This window comes from Sphingobium bisphenolivorans (assembly GCF_000412635.1).
Lineage (GTDB): Bacteria > Pseudomonadota > Alphaproteobacteria > Sphingomonadales > Sphingomonadaceae > Sphingobium > Sphingobium bisphenolivorans.
In genome coordinates, this window is record NZ_ASTG01000011.1 from 69,446 (window position 1) to 90,567 (window position 21,122).

The window sequence follows — 21,122 nt, forward strand, 5'->3', positions numbered from 1 at the left end:
AGATTTCGTTGTCGAGCGGATCAGCGCTTCGAGAACTGGAAGCTGCGGCGAGCCTTGGCGCGGCCGTACTTCTTACGCTCGACGGTGCGGCTGTCGCGGGTCAGGAACCCTTCGGCCTTGACCGCGCTCCGCAGCGCCGGCTCATACTTGCTGAGCGCCTGGGCGATGCCGTGCTTGACCGCGCCGGCCTGACCGGAGAGGCCGCCGCCCTTGACGGTGGCGATCACGTCATACTGACCTTCGCGCTCGGTGACGCCGAACGGCTGGTTGATGACGAGACGCAGCGTAGGACGAGCGAAATAGACTTCCTGATCGCGGCCGTTGACCGTGATCTTGCCGGTGCCGGGCTTCACCCAGACGCGGGCGACGGCGTCCTTGCGACGGCCGGTCGCATAGGCGCGGCCGAGGCTGTCGATTTCCTGCTGGCGGAGCGGAGCGGAGGGCTGAACGGGAGCGATCGGCGCATCGGCAGCCGAAGCGTCGACAGCAGCAGCCGGAGCCGGAGCGTTGGCGGTCAGCGACGCGAGGTCGGACAGGGACTGGCGGTTATCGGACATTATGCACCCACCTTGTTCTTGCGGTTGCGCGACGCGAAGTCGAGCACTTCGGGGTTCTGCGCTTCGTGCGGATGCTGCGCGCCGGCGAAGATGCGCAGGTTGCGCATCTGCTGACGGCCGAGCGGACCGCGCGGGATCATGCGCTCAACGGCCTTTTCCAGGACGCGCTCGGGAAAACGGCCTTCCAGGATCTTGGCGGGCGTGGTTTCCTTGATGCCGCCGGCGTAGCCGGTGTGCTTGTAGTAAACCTTGTCGGTCAGCTTGCGGCCAGTGAACTTCACCTTCTCCGCGTTGATGATGATGACATTGTCACCGCAATCGACGTGGGGGGTGAAGGACGGCTTGTGCTTGCCGCGCAGGATGTTTGCGACGGTCGAAGCGAGGCGACCGACGACGAGGCCTTCGGCGTCGATCAGGACCCACTTCTTTTCGACCGTTGCCGGGGTTGCCGGCTTTGTGGTCTTCATCAGCGCCTTCATGGTGCCAATACTCCAAGAATGAATTGGTGAACTGGAGCCCGTTTCCGGATTCCAGAAGATGGGCGCTAATGACCGGGGAGGGGCGGGAAGTCAAGAGATTCGGCGGGATTGCTGGCGGGTAAAATAATACCCGTCATTTTGCGAGCTGGTCTCCGACCCAGCGCGCGAAGGGTGGATGCGCGGCATCGACCGGGAGCGCGACGATCGCGGGCACGTCATAATCGTGCAGCTCGCCCAGCCGCTCCATCAGCGCATCGCGGCGGGACGGTGTGGTCTTGAGCAGCACCGGAACCTCCGCGCTCTGTTCCAGCGCGCCGTTCCATTCGTAGATCGATGTCGCAGCGCCAAGAATGTTGGCGCAGGCGGCCAGCCGTTCCTCGACCAGCTGGCGCGCGATACGCTCGGCTACCTCAGCCGAGCCGAACAGTGTATAGACAAGCGCGACTCCGCTCATGCGCCCCTCCGTCCGATGGCGTGGCCGCCCCATGCAGCGGCAGCGACGACCAGCGCACCCACGGCCTGGTGCAGCACGGCAAGCGGCAGGGCGATGCCGCTGAGGACGGTGGCGATGCCGAGCGCGATCTGGGTGCCGACGGCGGCGTTGATGGCGATCGAGGGGCCGCGTGCGCCTGCGCGTTTCGCGGCGCGGGCGAGGATGATCAGTAGGGCCGCTGCTACCCAAGCCCACCAGCGGTGGATGAAGTGGACGAGATAGGGGTCGCTGGAAAGGGTGGCCCAGAGCGAACCCAGACGGTCGATCCCCTCCGGAACGAAATGGTCGTTCATGAGCGGCCATGTGTTGGAGACATAGCCAGCATCCAGGCCAGCGGTGAAGGCGCCGAACATCAACTGCACGAACAGGGCGAGCAGCGCGACCAAGCCGAGCGGACGCATCGCCGCCGGCCGGGCCGAGCGGGCGCGGGCGAGCGCACGCAGGTCGAGCGCCGTCCAGATCAGGCCGGCCATGATGAAGAGCGCGGTCAGCAGATGCACGGCGAGCCGATAGTGGCTGACGTCGGTGCGCTGCGACAGGCCCGACTTCACCATCCACCAGCCGATGGCGCCCTGAAGGCCGCCGAGCGCCAGCAGCGCGATCAGGCGCGGCCCATAGCCGGAAGGGATGGCCCGCTTCCACGCGAACCAGAGCAGCGGCAGCGCGAAGGCTATGCCGATCAGGCGGCCAAGCAGGCGATGCACCCATTCCCAGAAAAAGATGAACTGGAAGTCGCCGAGCGTCATGCCCTGGCGCAGCTGCTGATATTCGGGGATCTGCTGATAGAGACGGAAAGCGTCCATCCATTGTTCATGGGTGAGCGGCGGAATGGCGCCGCTGATCGGCTTCCATTGCGTGATCGACAGGCCTGATTCGGTGAGGCGGGTGATGCCGCCGACCACGACCATGCAGAAGACGAGGGTGGCGACGGCCAGCAGCCAGGCGGCAAGGGCGGCCGGGCGCGGCGCGGCCGCAGCGGGGCGGTTGAGGGCAAGCGCGGTCATGGCGCCGATCCATGCTCCGATGCTCAGGCGGTTGCAAGAGGGGTAGGGGGGTAGGACGAAAGGTCCGGGGGGGCGCCCGGTCCTTCGACAAGTTCACGACAGGGTCGATCCGGGTCCTGATTTCTCGATCTAGTCGCGGTCGTCGGGAGGAGGCAGGAAGGCAGCGGGACCCCGGGCGAGCCCGGGGTGACAAGGAAGGGGAGGGTTGCTACTCCCCCCTCATCCGGCTTCGCTGGCTTCACCCGGCTCAAGGACGGGGTCGGCGAGGCTTCCTATCCTTCTCTCTCAGAGAGAAGGATAGGAAGTAATCAGGCCGCTTCCGCCGTCTCGGCCGAGGCCGGAAGGCGGATGAGATAATCGAAAGCGGAGAGGGCCGCCGTCGATCCCGCGCCCATGGCGATGACGATCTGCTTGTAGGGCACGGTCGTGCAGTCGCCGGCCGCGAAGATGCCGGGCTGGCTGGTTTCGCCGCGGGCGTCGATCTCGACCTCGCCACGGGGCGAGAGGGCGATCGCATCCTTCAGCCATTCGGTGTTGGGGACAAGGCCGATCTGGACGAAAATGCCCTCCAGCTCGACATCATGTTCCGTACCATGGTTGCGGTCCTTGTAGCTGAGGCCGGTGACCCGCTCGCCATTGCCCTCCACCTTGGTCGTAAGCGCCGAGGTGATGATACGGACATTGGGCAGGCTCGCGAGCTTGCGCTGCAGCACCGCGTCGGCGCGCAGCTGGCTGTCGAACTCGATCAGCGTCACATGGGCGACGATGCCGGCGAGGTCGATCGCCGCTTCGACGCCGCTGTTGCCGCCGCCGATCACCGCCACACGCTTGCCCTTGAAAAGCGGACCGTCGCAGTGCGGGCAGTAGGCCACGCCCTTGTTGCGATATTCCTCCTCACCCGGCACGCCCATCTGCCGCCAGCGGGCGCCGGTGGAGAGGATGACGGTGCGGCCCTTCAGCGAGGCGCCATTTTCCAGCACGACCTCGTGATAGCCGCCCTCGTTCTTGGCGGGGATCAGCTTCGCCGCCTTTTGCAGGTTCATGATCTCCACATCATAATCCTTGACATGGGCTTCCAGGGCGGAGGCGAGTTTCGGCCCTTCGGTGCGGCTGACCGAGATGAAATTCTCGATGTCCATAGTGTCGAGCACCTGCCCGCCGAAACGTTCCGCCGCAACGCCGGTGCGAATGCCCTTGCGCGCGGCATAGATGGCCGAGGCGGCGCCAGCGGGACCGCCGCCCACGACCAGCACTTCGAACGGGTCCTGCGCCTTGATCTTCGCCGCCGCGCGGTCTGCCGCGCCGCTGTCGATCTTGGCGACAATCTGCTCCAGCTCCATACGCCCCGAGGCGAAGGGTTCGCCGTTCAGGAAGACGGTGGGCACGGCCATGACCTTGCGTGCGTCCACCTCTTCCTTGAACAGCCCACCATCAATGGCGGTGTGCTTGATGCGGGGATTGAGCACGCTCATCAGATTGAGCGCCTGCACCACGTCGGGGCAGTTCTGGCAGGACAGCGAGAAATAGGTTTCGAAGGCGAAATCGCCGTCAATGTCCTTGACCTGATCGATGAGGTCCTGCGCCGCCTTCGACGGATGGCCGCCGACCTGCAGCAGGGCGAGCACCAGCGAGGTGAACTCATGGCCCATCGGGATGCCGGCGAAAGTGACGCCGATATCGGTGCCGGCGCGGCGGATCATGAAGCTGGGCTTGCGCTTGTCATGGCCCGCGAGGACCAGCGACACCTTGTCCGACAGCTCGGCGATCTCGTTCAGCAAGCCTTCCAGTTCACGCGATTTCGCGCCTTCGTCCAGCGACGCCACCAGCTCGATCGGCTGCGTGATGTTCGCCATATAGGCCTTAAGCTGGCCCTTGAGATTTGCGTCCAACATCTTCGAAGCTCCATGAGCGTGCCGTTTGCCGGACACGCGGTTATCCGATCGCCGGTGCGACCCGAAGGTTCCGGCGTTTCTGTTCAATCTCGTTCATTATCTTCACCCGGACCCTAATCCGGGGCCCCGCTTCCTGGGTGGTACGCCTGAAGAAAAGCGGGATGCCGGATCAAGTCCGGGGATGACGCACTTGTGGCAAGTGCGTCGGTCGTAAAACGCCTGCCGGAGAGGGAGCGAAGTCGACCCGGTCCGGCAGGCGCCTTGTCAGGTCTTAGATCTTGCCGACGAGGTCGAGCGAGGGAGCGAGCGTCTCTTCACCCTCTTCCCACTTGGCCGGGCAGACTTCGCCGGGGTGAGCGGCGACATATTGTGCAGCCTTGACCTTGCGCAGCAGTTCGGTCGCATTGCGGCCGACGCCTTCGGAGGTGATTTCCATGAACTGGATCACGCCCTCGGGATCGACCAGGAAGGTCGCGCGGTCAGCAAGGCCGACGCCCGGACGCATCACGTCGAAATTGTTGGTGATGGTGCCCGACTGGTCGCCCAGCATATAATAGTTGATCTTGCCGATGGCCGGCGAGGTGTCGTGCCAGGCCTTGTGGCTGAAATGGGTGTCGGTCGAAACCGAGTAAACCTCTATGTTCAGGCTCTGCAGCGTCGGATAGATGCCGGCCAGGTCCTCCAGTTCCGTCGGACAGACGAAGGTGAAGTCGGCGGGATAGAAGAAGAAGATCGCCCACTTGCCCTTCACGTCAGCATCGGTGACGTCGACAAACTTGCCTTCCTTGAACGCGGTGGCCTTGAACGGCTTGATGGGGGTGTTGATAAGCGCCATGGGCTAGCAATTCCTTTTCCGGCGGTTTGTGTTGCCCGGCCTATGTAGGGTGGGGGTCGCGGAGGGGGAAATTGCTTTTATCATGATTGAAGATTGAGAAAAACGATCAATCCCGGAGCGATTGATCGAAGGAGCCTTCTCTCGGCTTCTGGATAACATAGGTCATGGTCTCCTGGACCATGGCCAGCGCCTCCTCGATCGAGAAGGTCGAGGAGTCGAGGCATAGTTCAAGCCACAGTCCGTCGATCATCGCGGTAAGCGCAATGGCGGCGATGCGCGCATTGGGGCGGGGGATTTGCGGCGCGGCCTCCCGCAGCAGCACCTCCATGCGTTCACGGCCCCCGCCATAGGTTTCCTTGTGGGTGGCGGCGATCTCCGGATTGGTCTTCACCAGGCTCCAGAAGGAAATCCAGGTGGCGAGCAGGTTGGGATCCAGCACGGGCGGCTGCAGATTCGCGCGCAGATAGGCCCAGAGCCGGTCGCGCGGGTCGGGACCGGCCTCCGCGACGGCGCGCTCCAGCGCGGCGGCGACTTTTTCGCCCACGTCACGATAGGTGGCGAGGACCAGCGCGTCGATGCCGTCGAAATAATGGGTGAGCAGCCCTGCCGAGACACCCGCTCGCGCGCAGATACCGCGCACCGAGGTGCCGCCCACGCCCTTTTCCGCCAGGCAGCGGGCGGTCGCGTCGATCAGTGCCTGCCGCCGCACATCGGCCGATTCCCGCACGAAACGCGCGCGCGGCTGGGCCCTGCCAGCGAGTCCTTCTGCCTTGCCGTCCATTCGTTTTCCCCGTCGGCAATCCTGCTCCCCGCCAAACGGCCTGACAAGCCGCCCGCCCCTGCGCAAAAGAGGGATCGAAGCGCTGCGTTCAGCCGTTTGGCGTCGGAATTGCAAGGAGAATATGGATGATGGGCCGCGATCTGTGCTGGCTGATAGTCCCGGTCCTGCTTGTCGGCGGCTGTGCCAAGAGCGTCGATAACGGGGCAGCCGCGAACAATAGCGCGCAGGCGCCGGTGGTGGAGACGCTGGAGGAGCCGGACAGCGCGGGAACGGAGAGCGGGCAGCAGGCGGGGCTGCCGACGGACGAGTGGGCGGGGCGGTGGAACGGGCCGGAAGGGCTGTTCCTGGACATTCAGCCTTCCCCCAACGGCAAGCCGGGCCATTATGCGATCACCAACAGGGACACGCTCGACCGGCAAGGCGATTATGCCGGCGTGGCGGAGGGCGCGACGATCCGCTTCGTGCGCGAGGGCCAGCAACTGACGATCCGGCCGGGGACGGGCGAGGAGACGGGCTTCAAATATCTGGCGGGCAAGACCGACTGCCTGATCGTGGTGGCGGGGCAGGAGGGATATTGCAGGTGAGGCACGTAACGATCTCGGGAACCGCCCGGCGCCGCTGCGCATTGTTGGCCCGGGCGGGTTGAAACGGAGGAGGAACGAATATGGCCGATTATCAGGAACGCCCGACGACAACGACGACGGTCATCGAAAAGCGCGGCGGCGGCGGCACGGCGATCGCGGTCCTGCTGCTGGTGGTCGTGGTGGCGATCGCCGCCTTCTTCCTGATCAGCAGCCAGACGCGCAAGGATAATGCGGTTTCGAGCGCGGCCAGCCAGGTCGGGCAGGCGGCGAGCGATGTCGGCGACGCGGCGAAGGACGCGGCGGGCAGCGCCAAGGGCGAGTGAGGCGGGCAGCTTGCGTGCATGAAGAAAGGGCGCCCCGGCGGGGACGCCCTTTCTTGTAGTAGCGCGATCTGTTCGCCCCGTTTGAACGAGGCGCGTGATCCTTGCTAAGCCGTCGGCGCGTCAGGCGTCCACCTTGACGTGCTTGGGTGCGGCTTCGTTCAGGATGCGCAGGATCTTCTGCAGCGCGCCCGGCTCGTCGGTCTGCTCCATCGCCGCGAGTTCGCGGGCGAGGCGGCTGGACGCGGCCTCGAAAATCTGGCGTTCCGAATAGCTCTGCTCGGGCTGGTCGTCGGCGCGGAACAGGTCGCGCGTCACCTCGGCGATCGAGACGAGGTCTCCCGAGTTGATCTTCGCCTCATATTCCTGGGCGCGGCGCGACCACATGGTGCGCTTGACCTTGGGCTTGCCCTTGAGCGTCTCCATCGCTTCCTCCAGCGTCTTGTTGGAGGACAGCTTGCGCATGCCGACGCCTTCGGCCTTGTTGGTGGGAACGCGCAGGGTCATGCGTTCCTTTTCGAAACGAAGGACATAGAGTTCCAGCTCCATGCCCGCGATCTGTTCTTTCTGAAGCTCTATGACGCGGCCCACGCCGTGCTTGGGATACACAACATAATCACCTACGTCGAAGGACAGCGCCTTGGCAGCCATTTGTAACCTTTCTAATCTATCGGAGGACGGGGCCGGGACATTCGCAGGTGCGAAAGCACATAAGCGGGGGGCAGTCCGCAGCGCCACGTCATTACATCAGGCATTTCTCCAGGACGGATGCGACCACCTCCGCCTCTTGACCCGCTATTTAGCAGATTCGTAACAAAATTGCCACCCCCAGACACAAAATCCGGGAGTGGAACAGGAAATCGGACGGAGTCAGTGGTTTTTTGGAGGTACCGTCGTCGCCCTTCGCGGCGGCGAAACAATCAGTTCCCTGCGCCCGGTTCGGGCGAGAAGAATTTCTCCAGCTTGTTCTCGACGCCCTTCATTTCGTCCGCGTCGGCGGGCGCGTCACCCTTCACGGTGATGTTGGGCCATTCGGCGGAGAATTTGGTGTTGAGCTCCAGCCACTGCTCAAGGCCCGATTCCGTGTCGGGCAGGATCGCCTCGGCCGGGCATTCCGGCTCGCACACGCCGCAGTCGATGCATTCATTGGGGTTGATGACGAGCATATTCTCGCCCTCATAGAAACAGTCGACGGGGCAGACCTCGACGCAATCCATATATTTGCAGCGAATGCAGTTGTCGGTCACGACATAGGTCATGGGCAGCCACTCTTGAGATTACACGAATGGGCGCCCTGCTATGCCCGGCTGCCGCGAAGGTCAATGAGGATATTGTTGGTACGACCGATAGCCGGCTTTCAGGCGCCGACGGTGAGTTCCTCATAGCAGGACTGCGCCTCGGGAGCGGGGCCGCGGCGGCCGGGAAGCTGGACCACCCGCACGACGCGCACGCCGCTGGGGTGGGGGAAGGTGATGAGGTCGCCCGCCCGCACCGGGGAATGAGAGCGATCGATCCGCCGGCCGTTGAGGCGGATATGGCCGTCCTCCGCCATTTTCTGAGCGACCGAGCGGCTCTTCGCGAGGCGCGCGAACCAGAGGAATTTGTCGATGCGCAGGCTGGGCCCGTGGGCCGCTGCCGTGCCCGCGTCAGCCATTGCGGCCTAGCAGTTCGGCCAGCCCCGCAAAGGCGTGGTTGCCAGCGGGCGCGGCGGCCGAAGCGGCGGAGGCGGGACGAGGTGCGCCGCCGCGCGGCTTGGCATGGGGCGGAGCGCCCCGCTTGTCACGGCCATGCTGGGCATGCGCCTGCTGGTGCGGGCGGGGCTTCTGCCGGCCACGGAAGGCCCAATTGGACCCGCCCTCAGCGGGTGCCTCGACGGGACGGAAGCCGGCGAGACGCATCAGCTGGAGGAAGGCGGGCTCGGAGAGGCCGAGCGACACGATCTGCGGGCTTAGCGCGGTGAAGGCCTCGTTCTTGGCGATCGCCTCATGCGCGGTGCGGGCCATCCGCTCGGCCATGTCAATGCGCAGCATCTGTTCGCCAAAGCCGCGGAAGCCGGCGATCCGCGCGCCCATCTGGTCCGGCTTGTCGCCCGCCGGGATGAGGGTGAGGCCGGGGCCGGGCAGCGGCAGGCAGGGCTTGGCGAGACGGGCCGCAAGCAGCGCTGCGCGCCAGCGGGCGGCGCCCGGCTTCAACAGGCCGGGATGATAGATGTCGAGCACGCCGATATCGATGCCGGCGCGGCGGAGCAGGTGGCGCTGGTCCTTGTCGAGATGGCCGAGCGCCGAATCAAGGTCCGTGCGCGCGATGACGCCGCCCGCATCGGCCAGCTGCGCGAAGACGGCGCGGACCACGGCGGGCACTTCGGGATCGCTGCTGCTCGCCACCATCTTGGTGAGGGGGAGGAGATGCTTTTCCTTCTGCCCGTCGAACCAGGTGCCGAGGCGGGTCGCGACCTGCTTCTGCACATCCTGTCCCAAGGCCAGAAGGGCGCGATCCAGCCGAATTTCGGGCGTCAGCAGCGCCGGGCCGCCGTGCAGCGTCGCCACGACATTGCCCTGCCAGCTGATGCCGGGCGCCTGTCCTGCATCGTCCATGAGCGCGAAATCAGTATCGGGCGCGCCCAGCAATTCGTCAGCCTTCACTCGCAATATCCTTCCAAGGCGCCGTTCAGCGGCCGCCAGCAGCATCTTTCTATCCTGATGCCGCGTAGCCGGATCGACCGAGAAACGAAATCCGTCAAGTCGCCCGATCGTCTCACCATCGACGCAGACCGTCCCGTCCTGCTCAATATCCACCGGCAGATTGCTGGCGCTCTGCCCTATATCACGCAGCAGCACCGTGGTTCTACGGTCAACGAAACGCTGGGTGAGCGCGGCGTGAAGCGCGTCGGAAAGCCTTTCTTCAAGGGCGCGGGTGCGTTCCGCCATTTCGGCGGGATGGGCGAGCCAGTCGGCGCGGTGCGCGATGTAGGACCATGTGCGCGCGGCGGCGATGCGGCCCGACAGGATATCAATGTCGCCCTGCACCGAATCGAGTCGCGCGATCTGCTGGGCGAACCAGTCGCGGGGGATGTGGCCCTGTGCTTCCGAGAGGAAGCGCCAGATGCGGCTGACGGTGCGGGCATGATGTTCGGCGCCCAGCTTCTGGAAATCGGGCAGGCCGCAGGCGGCCCAGAGGCGCTCGACCTGTTTCTTGCCTCGCGCCCGTTCGATCACCAGCGGATCGTCGGCCAAGCGCTTGAGGACGGCAAGGTCCACCGCTTCGGGAGCGGCGCGCAATTCCTCCCGTTCCGGCTTTTCCTCCAGATCGAGGATCAGATGGTCGAGCGTGTCGGTGCGCGGCGTGCCGTCGCGCCAGAAAAGCTGGCCGACGGGCGGGAAGCGGTGCGCCTCGATCGCCTCGATCTCTTCGGGCGTGAAGGCGGCGTCGCCATCCTCATGGCCGAGGCTGCCGAACGTGCCGTCCTTGTGGTGGCGCCCGGCGCGCCCGGCGATCTGCGCCATTTCCGCGACCGTAAGGCGGCGGGTGCGGCGGCCGTCGAACTTGCGCAGCGAGGCGAAGGCGACATGGGCGACGTCGAGGTTGAGGCCCATGCCGATCGCGTCGGTGGCGACCAGATAATCGACTTCGCCATTCAGGAACATCTGCACCTGCGCGTTGCGGGTGCGGGGGGAGAGCGCGCCCATCACCACCGCCGCGCCGCCACGAAAGCGGCGCAGCATCTCGGCGACGGCGTAGACTTCCTCGGCGGAGAAGGCGACGATGGCGGAGCGCTTGGGCAGGCGGGAGAGTTTCTTGGCGCCGGCATAGCTCAGCGTCGAGAAGCGCGGCCGGCCGATAATCTCTGCGTCGGGAACCAGCGATTTGACGATGCGACTGATGCTCGCCGAACCGAGGATCATGGTTTCCTCCCGTCCGCGCGCGCGGAGCAGGCGGTCGGTGAAGATATGGCCGCGTTCCGGATCGGCGCCGAGCTGCGCTTCATCAAGCGCTACGAAGGCGAAATCTTCCTTCGTTCCGGCTTCCCGGCCCCCACCGATCGGCATGGATTCGGCCGTGCAGAGATAATAGCGGGCGCCCGGCGGGATGATCTTTTCCTCGCCGGTAATGAGCGCGACCTGTTCCGCCCCCTTCATGCCGACGACCCGGTCATAGACCTCCCGCGCAAGCAGGCGCAGGGGAAAGCCCATCATCCCGGAGGAATGGCCGCACATGCGTTCGACGGCGAGGTGAGTCTTGCCGGTGTTGGTTGGGCCCAACACGGCTGTGATGGGCGAACGGGCGAACTGGGCCATGAACCCCATGTCGGGCATGGGGCGGGCAAGGACAAGGGGAAAGCGGCGGAAATCGCTCCTTTGCCCCAAATTGGGGCTTCGGTCTGGAAGCAGCCTCGCTTCATCGTGGATATCAAGGGGAAAGCGCCATCTTTATTTGACTTTAACCTTGTGCCTTCACAGAATTGCGGATGAACGCGACGGCGGGGGTCGGCGCGACAATCGCCCGCGGGGGGCCTTCAAACGTGTTTCATGCCAGTCAGACTCATGCCCAACAGGGCGGCGCTTCCGCGTCCCTGTGGCTGACTGACGCGCTGCGTAACCCCGCGAAGCCCGCTGACGGCCGCCATTGGCGGGAACGGGTGCGCGACTGGGCCGAGGACGTCGAGCTGGTTCCCGACCTTGGCCAGCGTGTCGGCAGCCCGACATGGTTCCGGGGCCTTGCGACCTGTTTCGGCCTGTGCGCGGCGGCGCTGTACCTGTCGCCCGGTTTCCAGCCGATTCCCGGCGAGCCGCAGCCGCTGATGGCGCCCGCGCATTATGACGAGGTCCGCAGCCAGATGATCACCCCGCTGGCACTGGGCGCGGACAGCGGGCGGCGCATGGGGCCGACCGATGCGGTCCAGCCGCTGCGCGAGACGCCGGAACGACCGCAGATCGAATTGCGCGCGCAGATCGGCGGCAGCGATTCGCTGGCACGGGCGCTGACACGCGCCGGGGTGAGCGGCGGCGACGTCGCCACGGTCATGAGCCTGGCGAGCGGCGACATCGCCAAGGGGCTGAAGCCCGGCACGCCGCTGGACATCCTGTTGGGCCGGCGTGCGAGCCGGGACATGCCGCGTCCGCTGGACAGGCTGGCATTCCGCGCGCGGCTTGACCTGGGGCTGGAGATCGCTCGCGAGGACGGCGTGTTGCAGGTGAAACGCACGGCGATCCATGTCGATGACACGCCGCTGCGCATTCAGGGCGTGGTCGGGGAGAGCCTTTATCGCTCTGCTCGTGCGGCGGGCGCGCCACCCAAGGCGATCCAGTCCTTCCTGCGCGTGGTGGCGCAGCAGATCGACCTTGGTTCGGTTTCGCCGGGCGACCGCTACGACATCATCACCGAATATCGCCGCGCCGACACCGGCGACGTCGAGGTGGGCGACTTGCTGTTCGCGGGGCTGCATCGCGCGAGCGGGCGCGGCATCGACATGCTGAAGTGGAGCAGCGACGGGCGCACGCAATGGTTCGAGGCGTCGGGCGTCGGCCAGCGGCGCGGGGTGCTGTCGGCGCCGGTCGCCGGGCGCATGTCGTCGAGCTTCGGCATGCGGCGGCATCCGATCCTGGGCTATACGCGCATGCATGCGGGGATCGACTTCGCGGCGCGCTATGGATCGCCCATCTATGCGGTGACCGATGGCGTCGTGACCTATGCCGGACGGCATGGCGGGCATGGCAATTATGTCCGCCTGCAGCATGGCGGCGGCCTGGCCACCGGCTATGCCCATATGAGCCGGATCGCGGCGCGGCCGGGGCAGCGCGTGCGTCAGGGGCAGGTGATCGGCTATGTCGGGTCGAGCGGCCTGTCGACCGGTCCGCACCTTCATTATGAACTGTATCGCGGTGGGCGGACGGTCAATCCGATGTCCGTGCGCTTTACCACGACGGCGCAGCTGGAAGGGCGCGAACTGGCGGCGTTCCGGGCGCGATTGATGCAGCTCAAGAGCCTGCGAGTGGGATTGCCGGTGCAGGTGGCGCAGAAGGATGCGGCGCCGGCGGTGCAGAGCAATTAGCGCCTTTCCGTCGTAAAGCGCCTCGGCTAACGGGCGGGGATGATCGCTTCGCCTGCCTCCGGCATTACCGCTCTGTTGCTTGCCGGGTCGCGGCCCGGTGCCGACCCGCTGGCGCAGGCAGCGGGCGTTTCGATCAAGCCGCTGGCGCCGGTCGCGGGCGAGCCCATGATCAACCATCCCGTGCGCGCGCTGCTGGCGCATCCGGCGATCGGACAGGTCGTGATCCTGACGCAGGCGCCGGAGCTGTTCGCGGCCGATCCGGCGACGGCTTGGCTGGCCGAGCACCCCGACGTGCGGTTCGAGCGGAGCGGGGGCGGCATAGCCGCCTCGCTGCTGGGGGTGCTGGAGCGGGAGGAATTTTCCTTTCCGCTGCTGATGACGACGGCGGACCATGTGCTGCTGGACGGTGCGATGCTGGATCAGATGGTGGCTGAGGCAGCCGGCACGGACATTGCGATGGCGATGGTCGAGCGGGCGACGCTGCTGGCGCGCTACCCCCAGTCGCGGCGGACCTGGCTCAAATTCCGGGACGGCTGGTGGTCGGGCGCCAATATCTTCTGGTTCGGCAGCGCGCGGGCGCGGCCGGTGATCGCGCTGTGGCAGGAGGTGGAGCAGGACCGCAAGAAGGGGTGGAAGATCCTCTCCGCCTTCGGGCCGCTGGCGCTGCTGGGGGCGGTGCTGCGGATCTCGACCCTGCGCGGCGGGATCGCGCGGGTGGGGCGGCGATTCGGGCTGGCCGCGCGGCTGGTGGCGATGGCGCAGGCGGAGGCGTGCATCGACGCGGACAAGGTGGAGGATGTGGCTTTGATCGAGGAGATATTGGCTCAATAGGCATCGAGGCCCTCCAGCGCGGTGAAGCGCTGGGACCAGAGCGCGCCATAGACGGCCATCCACCGGACGATGGGAGCCAGCCCCTTGGCGCGGGCGGTGTAGTAGGTTTCGCGGCCGGAGCGGCGGGCGGTCACGAGGCTAGCGCGCTTGAGCTTGCCAAGGTGGCGCGACACCATCGGCTGCGATACACCCGAAACCGCTGTCAGGGCGTGGACGCTCTGCTCGCCTTCGCGGACCAGATATTCCAGGATCGTGCGGCGGGTGCCATCGGATAGCGCCTTGAACAGCTCGTCACAGGCGGCGGAGCGGTCGCCCCTCAAAATCGGCTCAGTCATGTATGAACCATAACCAATGGGTTATGGGATAGTCAAGGTGAAGCGAGTTTTTTGCGCGCCAGACGGCGTTAACCAAAAAAACTTTAGCGCGCTTTTTGGCTGAGTCTTTTGCATCACACTACTTCATCTTGAGTCCGGAGAGTCGCAACGGACTCAACATGTCGTGGCTACCCGGTTCGTTCCGGTCAGCGTTAACCATATTCTGAGGCCCGGAGCGTAAGTTGCTGATCTTGACGGCGGACTCCCGAGGACTCATCGCTGGGCCTCAGAAGGAAATGGGGGTCACGCAGATGGGTGTCATGGAACGGGTCGCGCCGCGGCGAAAAAAGGCCGTCGCACCGGTCGAGATCGAGGCCGATCGCCTGCTGCGGGGCGATTGTATCGCCGAGATGGCGAAGCTGCCCGACGCCTGCATCGACATGATCTTCGCCGACCCGCCCTATAATCTCCAGCTGGGCGGCGACCTGTTCCGGCCCGAGGGCGGGCGCGTCGATGCGGTCGATAATGATTGGGACAAGTTCGATACGCTGGGCAGCTATGACCGCTTTACCAAGGCGTGGCTGCGCGAGGCGCGGCGCGTCCTGAAGCCCAGCGGCTCGATCTGGGTGATCGGCAGCTACCATAATATCTTCCGCGTCGGCACGGCCTTGCAGGATGAGGGCTTCTGGATCCTCAACGACATCATCTGGCGCAAGTCGAACCCGATGCCCAATTTCAAGGGCACGCGCTTCACCAACGCGCATGAGACGCTGATCTGGGCGAGCCAGGGCGAAGACGCGAAATATACGTTCAACTACAAGGCGATGAAGACGCTGAACGACGAGCTGCAAATGCGCTCCGACTGGGTGCTGCCGATCTGCGGCGGTCAGGAGCGCCTAAAGCGCAACGGGACCAAGGCGCACCCGACCCAGAAGCCCGAGGCGCTGCTTTATCGCGTGCTGCTGGCTTGCACCAAGCCGGGCGACGTGGTGCTCGATCCCTTCTTTGGCACCGGAACGACGGGGGCGGTCGCCAAGCGGCTGGGGCGCCGGTGGATCGGGATCGAGCGGGAAGAAGATTATATCGAGGTCGCGCTGGAGCGGATCGAGGCGGCGCTGCCGCTCGACGAGAGCGCGCTCACCATCATGCAGAGCGCGAAGTCGCAGCCCAAGGTGGCGTTCGGCACGCTGGTCGAGACGGGCTATCTCCAGCCCGGCGCGGTGCTGACCGACGCCAAGCGGCGCTGGAAGGCGGTGGTGCGCGCGGACGGGTCACTAAGCGTCGGGGCGGACAGCGGGTCGATCCACAAGATGGGCGCGACTTTGCAGAACGCGCCGAGCTGCAATGGCTGGACCTTCTGGCATCATGAGGTCGAGGGCGCGCTGAAGCCGATCGATACGCTGCGCCAGACCTATTTGCTGGCGAACGAGCCTTAAAGGGCACGGCAACGCGCTTGGAAGGCCTGCTGCTCTGGTTTGAGGGACTAACAATGCTTTCCCATATTCCCGCCAGGGCCCGGCTTTACCTGCGCCCGACATGGTTCGTGCCTTCGCCGATCGGTTTGCCGGACGGGTCGGCGTCGCGGATGGGGAATGGGCTGATCTGGTTCCAGGCCTATGAGCTGACGGCGCTTTCCGGGGACGAGCGGGTCGCGCGGGTGACGGTGCCGGTGGCGGAGTTTGCCGAGGCTGTCGCGGGACTGCCCGATCCGCTGGCGGAGCGGGCGCGGCGGCTGGCGGCGAACATCTCCGCCCAGCGGCAGCCGCTGGTGCTGGGGGAGCGGACGATCCGGTTCGATGCGCCGCAGGTCATGGCGATCCTGAACGTGACCCCCGACAGCTTTTCCGACGGCGGCAGGCATATGGACGATCCGCAGGCAGCGGCCGACGCCGGTTTCGCCATGGCGGCGGCGGGCGCGGCGCTTATCGATGTAGGGGGCGAATCGACGCGGCCGCGCGCGCCCAAGGTCTGGGAAGGCGATGAGATCGCGCGGGTCGTGCCGGTGATCGAGCGGCTCGCGGCAGCCGGCGTCCCGGTGTCGATCGACACGCGCAAGGCTGCGGTGATGGAGGCGGCGGTGGCGGCGGGTGCGCGGGTCATCAATGATGTGAGCGCGCTGCTGCACGATCCGCGATCGATGGAGGTCGCAGTTACGGCCGGTTGCCCGGTGATCCTGATGCATGCGCCTTCGGCGGGGGATGATCCGCATGAGAATCCGGGCGGCTATGGCGATGTCGTGGCGGATGTGTTCGACATGCTGGAGGCGCGGATCGACGCCTGTGTTTCAGCGGGCATCGAAAGGGGCAGGATCATGGTCGATCCGGGGCTGGGCTTCGGCAAGAGCCTGGCCGACAATCTGGCCCTAGTGAACGGCCTTGCCACCTTCCAGGGGTTGGGTGTGCCGCTGCTGTTCGCGGGGAGCCGCAAGCGTCTGATCGGGGCGCTGTCAAACGAAGCACCGGCGGCGGACCGGCTCGGCGGGTCGGTGGCGCTGGCCTTTCGGGCGGCGCAGCTAGGCGCGCAGATGGTGCGCGTGCATGATGTGCGGGAGAGCGTGCAGGCGCTGCATCTGTGGCGCGGGCTGGCCGATGCGGGCTTGAGTGCGGTTTGAGGGGGGGTAAGCTTCGCAATTCCAGGGCTGGGCGCGACCGGAAGGTGAAGCGTCACCCCGGATCAAGTCCGGGGTGACGACCGTTTAATCGCCTTAACGCGCCGCTTCGGCCGCGTTGCTGGCGGCCGGTGCCGCGTCGCTGTCGGGCGTTTGCGCCTTGGGGGCGAAGATCTTGAGGCTGTCGAGCGTCCGTTCCGCCATCGTCTGATATTGTTCGCTGAGCATCTCGGGATAGACGAACGACGCAGTGACGATCGATCCGTCGGCCCGCTTGAGCAGGCGAATCGCGACATTATTGCCTTCGCCGTCGTTGGCGGTGCCGCGATATTCATTGTCGCCGATGAAGTCGCCGCTGACCCCTTCGGCGCCCGCGTTGGCGGCTTCGACGATTTCCCGAAGAGCCTTGTCGCCATCACTGGGCTGCCAGAAGATGCGGACGTCCGCGCCCGCGCCGGGGTCCTGATAGACGACCCCGTCGGCGGTGCTGGCGGCCGCATCCTTCCGCCAGCCTTCCGGGAAAGTGATGGAAAAGCCGCGCTCTACATTCACATAGTTGCGCGAGGCGGGCGTTTCCGCCTTGGCCGCCGCCATGGCTCTCGCCGCTTCGGCATTGGCGGCGGCGGCGAGTTGATCCTGGCTGGGAAGGTCCTCCACCGGCTCGGCGCGCCCGCAGGCGGCGAGCAGCAGGACAGTCGAGAGGAGCAGCGGACGATGAGCAGCAAGGCGGGTGATCTTCATCCGCTTTCCAAAGCATAGGCGCTGCGACAATACAACGCCGTAACCATCGGGGCAGCGATGATCGTCGATGGCGCGGGGCAGGCGCTGCCGTGTCAGGCGGCGCTGTCGATGCCGAGTTCGGCGAGCTTGCGGTAGAGGGTGGACCGGCCGATCCCCAGCCTGCGGGCGACCTCCGTCATGCGGCCGCGATAATGGCCGATGGCAAGGCGGATGACGTCCGCCTCTATTTCGGCAAGCGGGCGGACATGGCCGTCACCTTCGAACAGGGTGATGCCGGCCGCTTCGCGCGGCGGCTGCGGCAGAGCGCGCAGCCGGGCCTGGCCGTGATCGCCATGCGTGCGCGTGTGAATCTGCGCGGCGATCTGCGGGAAATCCTGCGGCGTCAGCGCATCGCTTTCGCACAGAACGGCGGCGCGGAAGAGGGCGTTCTGAAGCTGGCGCACATTGCCGGGCCAGTCATGCTGCATCAGCAGGGCGAGCGCGTCATCGGTGAGCCCGAGGCTACGCAGGCCCGGCTGCCCCGCAATGCGGGCGAGCAGGTGGCGGCAGAGCGCCGGCACGTCGCCCAGCCTTTCGCGCAGCGGCGGGATCGTTAGCTGAACGACGTTGAGGCGGTAATAAAGGTCCTCGCGGAAGCGGCCGGCCTCGATCTCGTCATGCAACCGCTTGTTGGTGGCGGCGATGACGCGGACATCGACATGGATCGGGCGGCGCGCGCCCAAGGGCTGAACCTCGCCGTCCTGGAGCACGCGCAGCAGCTTGACCTGTGCGTCCAGCGGCATCTCGCTGACTTCATCGAGGAAGATGGTGCCGGTGTCGGCGGACACGAACTTGCCGACCTGCCGATCGAAGGCGCCGGTGAAGGCGCCTCGCTCATGGCCGAACAGGTCCGATTCCACCAGATTGGCGGGGATCGCGCCGCAATTGACCGTGACCATCGGCTGCTTGTGGCGGGGGGAGGCCGCGTGGATGGCGCGCGCCACCACATCCTTGCCGACGCCGCTTTCGCCCTCGATCAATACCGGCACGCGGGCGCGCGCGGCCTTGGCGGCAATGGCGAGGGCTGCGCGAAACTGCGGCGCGGCGCCGACAACATCCTCGAACGAGAGGGCGGCGGAAATCTTCTCCGTGAGCGGGCGCAGTTCGCCGCGCGCACTGGCGTGGGCGAGGGTGGCGTTCAGCGCTGCCAGCAGCCGTTCGGGTGCGATCGGCTTGGCGAGATAGTCGGTCGCGCCCGCGCGCATCGCATCGACGGCGACCGCGACATTATTATGGGCGGTCACCACCAGGATGGGGAGCGCGGGCCTGCGGGAGCGCAATTCCCGGATGAGGCCGGTGGGTTCATAGCTGGGGCTCCACTGGTCGAGCAGCACGGCGTCGAGCCGCATGCCGTCCTGCGTGCCCAGCGTGGCGATGGCGGTGTCGCCGTCATTGGCGAAGATCGTACGCCATCCGGCGCGCGCGGCGAGCGCGGATACCAGCCTGCGCTGGGCCGGTTCGTCATCGATCAACATCAGCATGGGTACGCCGTCGCGCGCCATTCCTACCCCTCTTTCAGTCAGGCGGACAGGGTAAGCGGAACCGGTAAAAACCGGCTTAACCGGAAAGATTTTCTTGCATGGTTGCGGGTTGAGGCTAGGGGACCTTGGCGATACTAGGTTGCCACCAGTGATGATGAACGGCTGAAACAGAGGGAGCGGACATGGCGTCGGAAGGGAATATGGACAGCGCGAACCAGACCTATGCGGGGTTCGTCTCGCTCGTGAAATGGGGTACGATCGCCAGCGTCGCCCTTGCTGCTCTGGTCGTGCTGCTGATCGCCAGCTGAAGGCGGCGGCGAGCGCTTGCTCTGACCGGCGCGGCGCCGTGATGATCGGGGCGGACCGGGCGCTGTGAGCCTGCTGCTGCTCGCCACCTTTCTGGCCGCCTGCGTGGTTGGTCTTTCAGTCGGACTCTGGACGCCCCTGACGCGGGGCGGAGCGGTCCACGCTGTCCTTCCGATATTGGCTTCGGCCCTGTTGATCGGCGCGTTGATCGTGGCGGCTGAGGCGGGGAGCGCGCGGGCGCGCACTCTGGCGCTGGCGGCGGTGTTGGCGGGCAGCGCGGCGCTGTGTGGCTCGTTTGCGGTGGCGCGGCGGATGGCGGGCGGAGAAGCTCGTCAGTGATGGACGCGGTGAGCGGCATCGGCCCGGCTGTCGGCATCGGTTGGGCGTTCGCCATATTGCTCTTTCTGCTCTCCCTGTGCGGGGGCGGCAAAGCGGACATTCGGCGGCGTGCGGGCCTTGCGCTGGCCGGCGTCATCGCGGCGGCTGGCGCAGCGCTCTACAGCCATGATGTAATAAATCTCCCTGCCATTTGCGGGCTGTTGATCCTGGGCGCTGCCGCCGGGTGGCTGATCGGCCGGGTCGTGCCGCCTGCGTTACTCCCTCTGGTGCTGATCGGGCTGATGGGTCTGGCGGGATCGGGTTCCGTCTGTGCTGCGCTGGCGATGTGGCGCAATCCCCATGCTTTCGGATTGCTCGATGCGAGCGGCGCTGCGCTGACGGGCGGCGCGGCGCTGCTGCTGACGCTGCAGAGCGGGTTCGGGAGCATGGCGGTGGTTGGGGCGGTGAGCGCCGGCTGGGCGCGCCGGGGGAGCGGCGCGGTCAGCCTGATGCTGGCAAGCCTGGTCGGATGGTCCGCCGCCGCCAGCGGATTCCTGCTGGGCAATCTGCCGCTGGTGGTCGCAGGCGGGCTGGCGGGATCGACCGGTCTTGTGATGGCGCTGCGGCTTTGTCGCGCGGTTAACAGGAAGAGGCTTGCCGATGCTCGGCGCGGTCCTTAACGCTTGGAGAAAGGGCGTCCAAAGGTAAGTGGGGTTAGGCGGCAGATGCGTAAACTTGGTCTGATTGGCGGTCTTAGCTGGACGTCCACGGCGCGCTATTACCAGATCATCAATCAGGCGGTCTATCGCGCCAAGGGCGGCCAGCACAGCGCGCCGCTGCTGATCGAGAGCCTGGATTTCGCGGAGATCGGCCGCTCCACGACGGACGAGGAATGGGCGCATGCGGCGCAGGTGCTGACCGGGTCGGCGCGCAGGCTGGAGCAGGCCGGGGCCGTATCGCTGCTGATCTGTGCCAACAGCATGCACCGCGTCTACGACCAGGTGCAGGCGGGCGTCGATATCCCCATCATCAACATCGCCGAGGCGGTGGGGCGCAAGATGCAGGCAGACGGGATCGAGAAGGCGGCCCTGATCGGCACGCGCAACGTGATGACCGAGAAATTCTACCGCCAGCGGCTGGTGGCGCACGGCATCTCGCTGCTGCCGCCCGACATGGAGATGGCCGAGCGGATCGACCGCATCGTTTATGACGAGCTGACGCTGGGCAAGATCAGCCGCGATTCGGAGCGGTACATGAAGTCCGAACTCACCGACATCGCCAAGGAGAATGTGCAGGCGGCGATCCTGGCCTGCACGGAACTAGAGATGATCGTCGATGTGAAGGCGAATGTGCTGCCGATCTACGACGGCACGATGATCCACGCGCGGGCGGGCGTGGACGTGATCTTGGGGGATTAGGTCGATTTTCCTTCTCCCTTGATGGGAGAAGGATATGCAGCCTTACTCGCGCAGTGAATTAGGCGGAGTTGG

24 protein-coding genes are annotated in these 21,122 nt (G+C 65.9%); 10 read left to right on the forward strand and 14 right to left on the reverse strand.

Annotated features, from left to right (window positions below; genetic code table 11):
- Positions 1 to 20: 20 nt before the first annotated feature.
- The 7 genes from rpsI to L858_RS0110115 form a co-directional block, all read right to left on the reverse strand.
- On the reverse strand, positions 21 to 557 hold the full coding sequence (gene rpsI, locus L858_RS0110085) for a 30S ribosomal protein S9 (protein WP_022683027.1): 537 nt from the start codon (positions 555 to 557) through the stop codon (positions 21 to 23).
- A complete protein-coding gene (rplM, locus tag L858_RS0110090) occupies positions 557 to 1,036 on the reverse strand; it encodes a 50S ribosomal protein L13 (protein WP_022683028.1) in 480 nt (159 codons plus the stop codon). The genes rpsI and rplM overlap by 1 nt, the downstream gene beginning before the upstream one ends.
- Positions 1,037 to 1,169: 133 nt before the next feature.
- Complete coding sequence (gene cutA / locus L858_RS0110095) at positions 1,170 to 1,490, reverse strand: divalent-cation tolerance protein CutA (RefSeq protein ID WP_022683029.1); 321 nt, start codon at positions 1,488 to 1,490, stop codon at positions 1,170 to 1,172.
- Positions 1,487 to 2,533 carry a COX15/CtaA family protein gene (locus L858_RS0110100; RefSeq protein WP_022683030.1) on the reverse strand — a complete coding sequence of 349 codons (1,047 nt, stop codon included), beginning with the start codon at positions 2,531 to 2,533 and terminating at the stop codon, positions 1,487 to 1,489. Before L858_RS0110100 ends, cutA begins: the two co-directional genes overlap by 4 nt.
- A gap of 308 nt (positions 2,534 to 2,841) precedes the next feature.
- Positions 2,842 to 4,425 (reverse strand): alkyl hydroperoxide reductase subunit F, encoded by a 1,584-nt coding sequence (ahpF, locus tag L858_RS0110105; RefSeq protein ID WP_022683031.1) that lies wholly within the window; start codon positions 4,423 to 4,425, stop codon positions 2,842 to 2,844.
- Positions 4,426 to 4,696: 271 nt separating this feature from the next.
- The gene (gene ahpC / locus L858_RS0110110) at positions 4,697 to 5,260 is read right to left on the reverse strand and encodes an alkyl hydroperoxide reductase subunit C (protein ID WP_022683032.1); all 564 of its coding nucleotides are present in this window, start codon (positions 5,258 to 5,260) and stop codon (positions 4,697 to 4,699) included.
- 106 nt (positions 5,261 to 5,366) lie between these two features.
- Entirely contained in the window at positions 5,367 to 6,041 is a 675-nt protein-coding gene (locus L858_RS0110115) for a TetR family transcriptional regulator C-terminal domain-containing protein (protein WP_022683033.1), read from the reverse strand.
- 125 nt (positions 6,042 to 6,166) lie between these two features.
- Between L858_RS0110115 and L858_RS0110120 the strand changes: the two genes are divergently transcribed.
- On the forward strand, positions 6,167 to 6,625 hold the full coding sequence (locus tag L858_RS0110120) for a hypothetical protein (RefSeq protein ID WP_022683034.1): 459 nt from the start codon (positions 6,167 to 6,169) through the stop codon (positions 6,623 to 6,625).
- An 80-nt stretch (positions 6,626 to 6,705) separates the two neighbouring features.
- Positions 6,706 to 6,948 (forward strand): hypothetical protein, encoded by a 243-nt coding sequence (locus L858_RS0110125; protein ID WP_022683035.1) that lies wholly within the window; start codon positions 6,706 to 6,708, stop codon positions 6,946 to 6,948.
- 120 nt (positions 6,949 to 7,068) lie between these two features.
- On the opposite strand, the gene L858_RS0110130 is transcribed toward L858_RS0110125, so the two are convergent.
- From L858_RS0110130 to L858_RS0110145, 4 genes are all read right to left on the reverse strand, one after another.
- Entirely contained in the window at positions 7,069 to 7,596 is a 528-nt protein-coding gene (locus L858_RS0110130) for a CarD family transcriptional regulator (protein ID WP_022683036.1), read from the reverse strand.
- Positions 7,597 to 7,865: 269 nt separating this feature from the next.
- Positions 7,866 to 8,204 carry a ferredoxin FdxA gene (gene fdxA / locus L858_RS0110135; protein WP_022683037.1) on the reverse strand — a complete coding sequence of 113 codons (339 nt, stop codon included), beginning with the start codon at positions 8,202 to 8,204 and terminating at the stop codon, positions 7,866 to 7,868.
- A 98-nt stretch (positions 8,205 to 8,302) separates the two neighbouring features.
- Positions 8,303 to 8,599, reverse strand: coding sequence for an RNA-binding S4 domain-containing protein (locus tag L858_RS0110140; protein ID WP_022683038.1), 297 nt, complete (start codon positions 8,597 to 8,599; stop codon positions 8,303 to 8,305).
- Positions 8,592 to 11,240: a helicase-related protein gene (locus L858_RS0110145; protein ID WP_238564951.1), complete on the reverse strand. Its 2,649-nt coding sequence runs from the start codon at positions 11,238 to 11,240 to the stop codon at positions 8,592 to 8,594. The genes L858_RS0110140 and L858_RS0110145 overlap by 8 nt, the downstream gene beginning before the upstream one ends.
- A gap of 224 nt (positions 11,241 to 11,464) precedes the next feature.
- Between L858_RS0110145 and L858_RS0110150 the strand changes: the two genes are divergently transcribed.
- Together L858_RS0110150 and L858_RS0110155 are read left to right on the forward strand one after the other, a co-directional pair.
- Positions 11,465 to 12,994 (forward strand): M23 family metallopeptidase, encoded by a 1,530-nt coding sequence (locus tag L858_RS0110150; RefSeq protein WP_028056001.1) that lies wholly within the window; start codon positions 11,465 to 11,467, stop codon positions 12,992 to 12,994.
- A 39-nt stretch (positions 12,995 to 13,033) separates the two neighbouring features.
- A complete protein-coding gene (locus L858_RS0110155; protein WP_022683041.1) occupies positions 13,034 to 13,825 on the forward strand; it encodes a nucleotidyltransferase family protein in 792 nt (263 codons plus the stop codon).
- On the opposite strand, the gene L858_RS0110160 is transcribed toward L858_RS0110155, so the two are convergent.
- Entirely contained in the window at positions 13,819 to 14,160 is a 342-nt protein-coding gene (locus L858_RS0110160; RefSeq protein WP_022683042.1) for an ArsR/SmtB family transcription factor, read from the reverse strand. The genes L858_RS0110155 and L858_RS0110160 overlap by 7 nt on opposite strands.
- A gap of 290 nt (positions 14,161 to 14,450) precedes the next feature.
- On the opposite strand from L858_RS0110160, the gene L858_RS0110165 reads away from it, so the two are divergent.
- Positions 14,451 to 15,575, forward strand: coding sequence for a site-specific DNA-methyltransferase (locus L858_RS0110165; protein WP_028056003.1), 1,125 nt, complete (start codon positions 14,451 to 14,453; stop codon positions 15,573 to 15,575).
- A gap of 53 nt (positions 15,576 to 15,628) precedes the next feature.
- Positions 15,629 to 16,750: a dihydropteroate synthase gene (folP, locus tag L858_RS0110170; RefSeq protein ID WP_028056004.1), complete on the forward strand. Its 1,122-nt coding sequence runs from the start codon at positions 15,629 to 15,631 to the stop codon at positions 16,748 to 16,750.
- A gap of 93 nt (positions 16,751 to 16,843) precedes the next feature.
- Here the strand turns inward: folP and L858_RS0110175 are convergent, their stop codons facing one another.
- On the reverse strand, positions 16,844 to 17,488 hold the full coding sequence (locus L858_RS0110175; protein WP_022683045.1) for a hypothetical protein: 645 nt from the start codon (positions 17,486 to 17,488) through the stop codon (positions 16,844 to 16,846).
- Between the two features lie 92 nt (positions 17,489 to 17,580).
- Positions 17,581 to 19,029: a sigma-54-dependent transcriptional regulator gene (locus L858_RS0110180; protein ID WP_022683046.1), complete on the reverse strand. Its 1,449-nt coding sequence runs from the start codon at positions 19,027 to 19,029 to the stop codon at positions 17,581 to 17,583.
- Positions 19,030 to 19,190: 161 nt separating this feature from the next.
- Here L858_RS0110180 and L858_RS0110185 point away from each other — a divergent pair, with 161 nt between their 5' ends.
- From L858_RS0110185 to L858_RS0110200, 4 genes are all read left to right on the forward strand, one after another.
- Entirely contained in the window at positions 19,191 to 19,316 is a 126-nt protein-coding gene (locus tag L858_RS0110185) for an aa3-type cytochrome c oxidase subunit IV (RefSeq protein ID WP_022683047.1), read from the forward strand.
- Between the two features lie 64 nt (positions 19,317 to 19,380).
- Positions 19,381 to 19,653, forward strand: coding sequence for a hypothetical protein (locus L858_RS0110190; protein WP_022683048.1), 273 nt, complete (start codon positions 19,381 to 19,383; stop codon positions 19,651 to 19,653).
- Positions 19,653 to 20,312 (forward strand): NAD(P)(+) transhydrogenase (Re/Si-specific) subunit beta, encoded by a 660-nt coding sequence (locus L858_RS0110195; protein WP_022683049.1) that lies wholly within the window; start codon positions 19,653 to 19,655, stop codon positions 20,310 to 20,312. Before L858_RS0110190 ends, L858_RS0110195 begins: the two co-directional genes overlap by 1 nt.
- 45 nt (positions 20,313 to 20,357) lie before the next feature.
- A complete protein-coding gene (locus L858_RS0110200; protein WP_022683050.1) occupies positions 20,358 to 21,050 on the forward strand; it encodes an aspartate/glutamate racemase family protein in 693 nt (230 codons plus the stop codon).
- The last annotated feature ends 72 nt before the right edge of the window (positions 21,051 to 21,122 follow it).

Excerpts from the sequence above, each read along its gene's own strand:
- rpsI (WP_022683027.1), bottom strand. The coding sequence starts at position 557 with ATGTCCGATAACCGCCAGTCCCTGTCCGACCTCGCGTCGCTGACCGCC.
- rplM (WP_022683028.1), bottom strand. The coding sequence starts at position 1,036 with ATGAAGGCGCTGATGAAGACCACAAAGCCGGCAACCCCGGCAACGGTC.
- cutA (WP_022683029.1), bottom strand. The coding sequence starts at position 1,490 with ATGAGCGGAGTCGCGCTTGTCTATACACTGTTCGGCTCGGCTGAGGTA.
- L858_RS0110100 (WP_022683030.1), bottom strand. The coding sequence starts at position 2,533 with ATGACCGCGCTTGCCCTCAACCGCCCCGCTGCGGCCGCGCCGCGCCCG.
- ahpF (WP_022683031.1), bottom strand. The coding sequence starts at position 4,425 with ATGTTGGACGCAAATCTCAAGGGCCAGCTTAAGGCCTATATGGCGAAC.
- ahpC (WP_022683032.1), bottom strand. The coding sequence starts at position 5,260 with ATGGCGCTTATCAACACCCCCATCAAGCCGTTCAAGGCCACCGCGTTC.
- L858_RS0110115 (WP_022683033.1), bottom strand. The coding sequence starts at position 6,041 with ATGGACGGCAAGGCAGAAGGACTCGCTGGCAGGGCCCAGCCGCGCGCG.
- L858_RS0110120 (WP_022683034.1), top strand. The coding sequence starts at position 6,167 with ATGATGGGCCGCGATCTGTGCTGGCTGATAGTCCCGGTCCTGCTTGTC.
- L858_RS0110125 (WP_022683035.1), top strand. The coding sequence starts at position 6,706 with ATGGCCGATTATCAGGAACGCCCGACGACAACGACGACGGTCATCGAA.
- L858_RS0110130 (WP_022683036.1), bottom strand. The coding sequence starts at position 7,596 with ATGGCTGCCAAGGCGCTGTCCTTCGACGTAGGTGATTATGTTGTGTAT.
- fdxA (WP_022683037.1), bottom strand. The coding sequence starts at position 8,204 with ATGACCTATGTCGTGACCGACAACTGCATTCGCTGCAAATATATGGAT.
- L858_RS0110140 (WP_022683038.1), bottom strand. The coding sequence starts at position 8,599 with ATGGCTGACGCGGGCACGGCAGCGGCCCACGGGCCCAGCCTGCGCATC.
- L858_RS0110145 (WP_238564951.1), bottom strand. The coding sequence starts at position 11,240 with ATGGCCCAGTTCGCCCGTTCGCCCATCACAGCCGTGTTGGGCCCAACC.
- L858_RS0110155 (WP_022683041.1), top strand. The coding sequence starts at position 13,034 with ATGATCGCTTCGCCTGCCTCCGGCATTACCGCTCTGTTGCTTGCCGGG.
- L858_RS0110160 (WP_022683042.1), bottom strand. The coding sequence starts at position 14,160 with ATGACTGAGCCGATTTTGAGGGGCGACCGCTCCGCCGCCTGTGACGAG.
- L858_RS0110165 (WP_028056003.1), top strand. The coding sequence starts at position 14,451 with ATGGGTGTCATGGAACGGGTCGCGCCGCGGCGAAAAAAGGCCGTCGCA.
- folP (WP_028056004.1), top strand. The coding sequence starts at position 15,629 with ATGCTTTCCCATATTCCCGCCAGGGCCCGGCTTTACCTGCGCCCGACA.
- L858_RS0110175 (WP_022683045.1), bottom strand. The coding sequence starts at position 17,488 with ATGAAGATCACCCGCCTTGCTGCTCATCGTCCGCTGCTCCTCTCGACT.
- L858_RS0110180 (WP_022683046.1), bottom strand. The coding sequence starts at position 19,029 with ATGGCGCGCGACGGCGTACCCATGCTGATGTTGATCGATGACGAACCG.
- L858_RS0110185 (WP_022683047.1), top strand. The coding sequence starts at position 19,191 with ATGGCGTCGGAAGGGAATATGGACAGCGCGAACCAGACCTATGCGGGG.
- L858_RS0110195 (WP_022683049.1), top strand. The coding sequence starts at position 19,653 with ATGGACGCGGTGAGCGGCATCGGCCCGGCTGTCGGCATCGGTTGGGCG.
- L858_RS0110200 (WP_022683050.1), top strand. The coding sequence starts at position 20,358 with ATGCGTAAACTTGGTCTGATTGGCGGTCTTAGCTGGACGTCCACGGCG.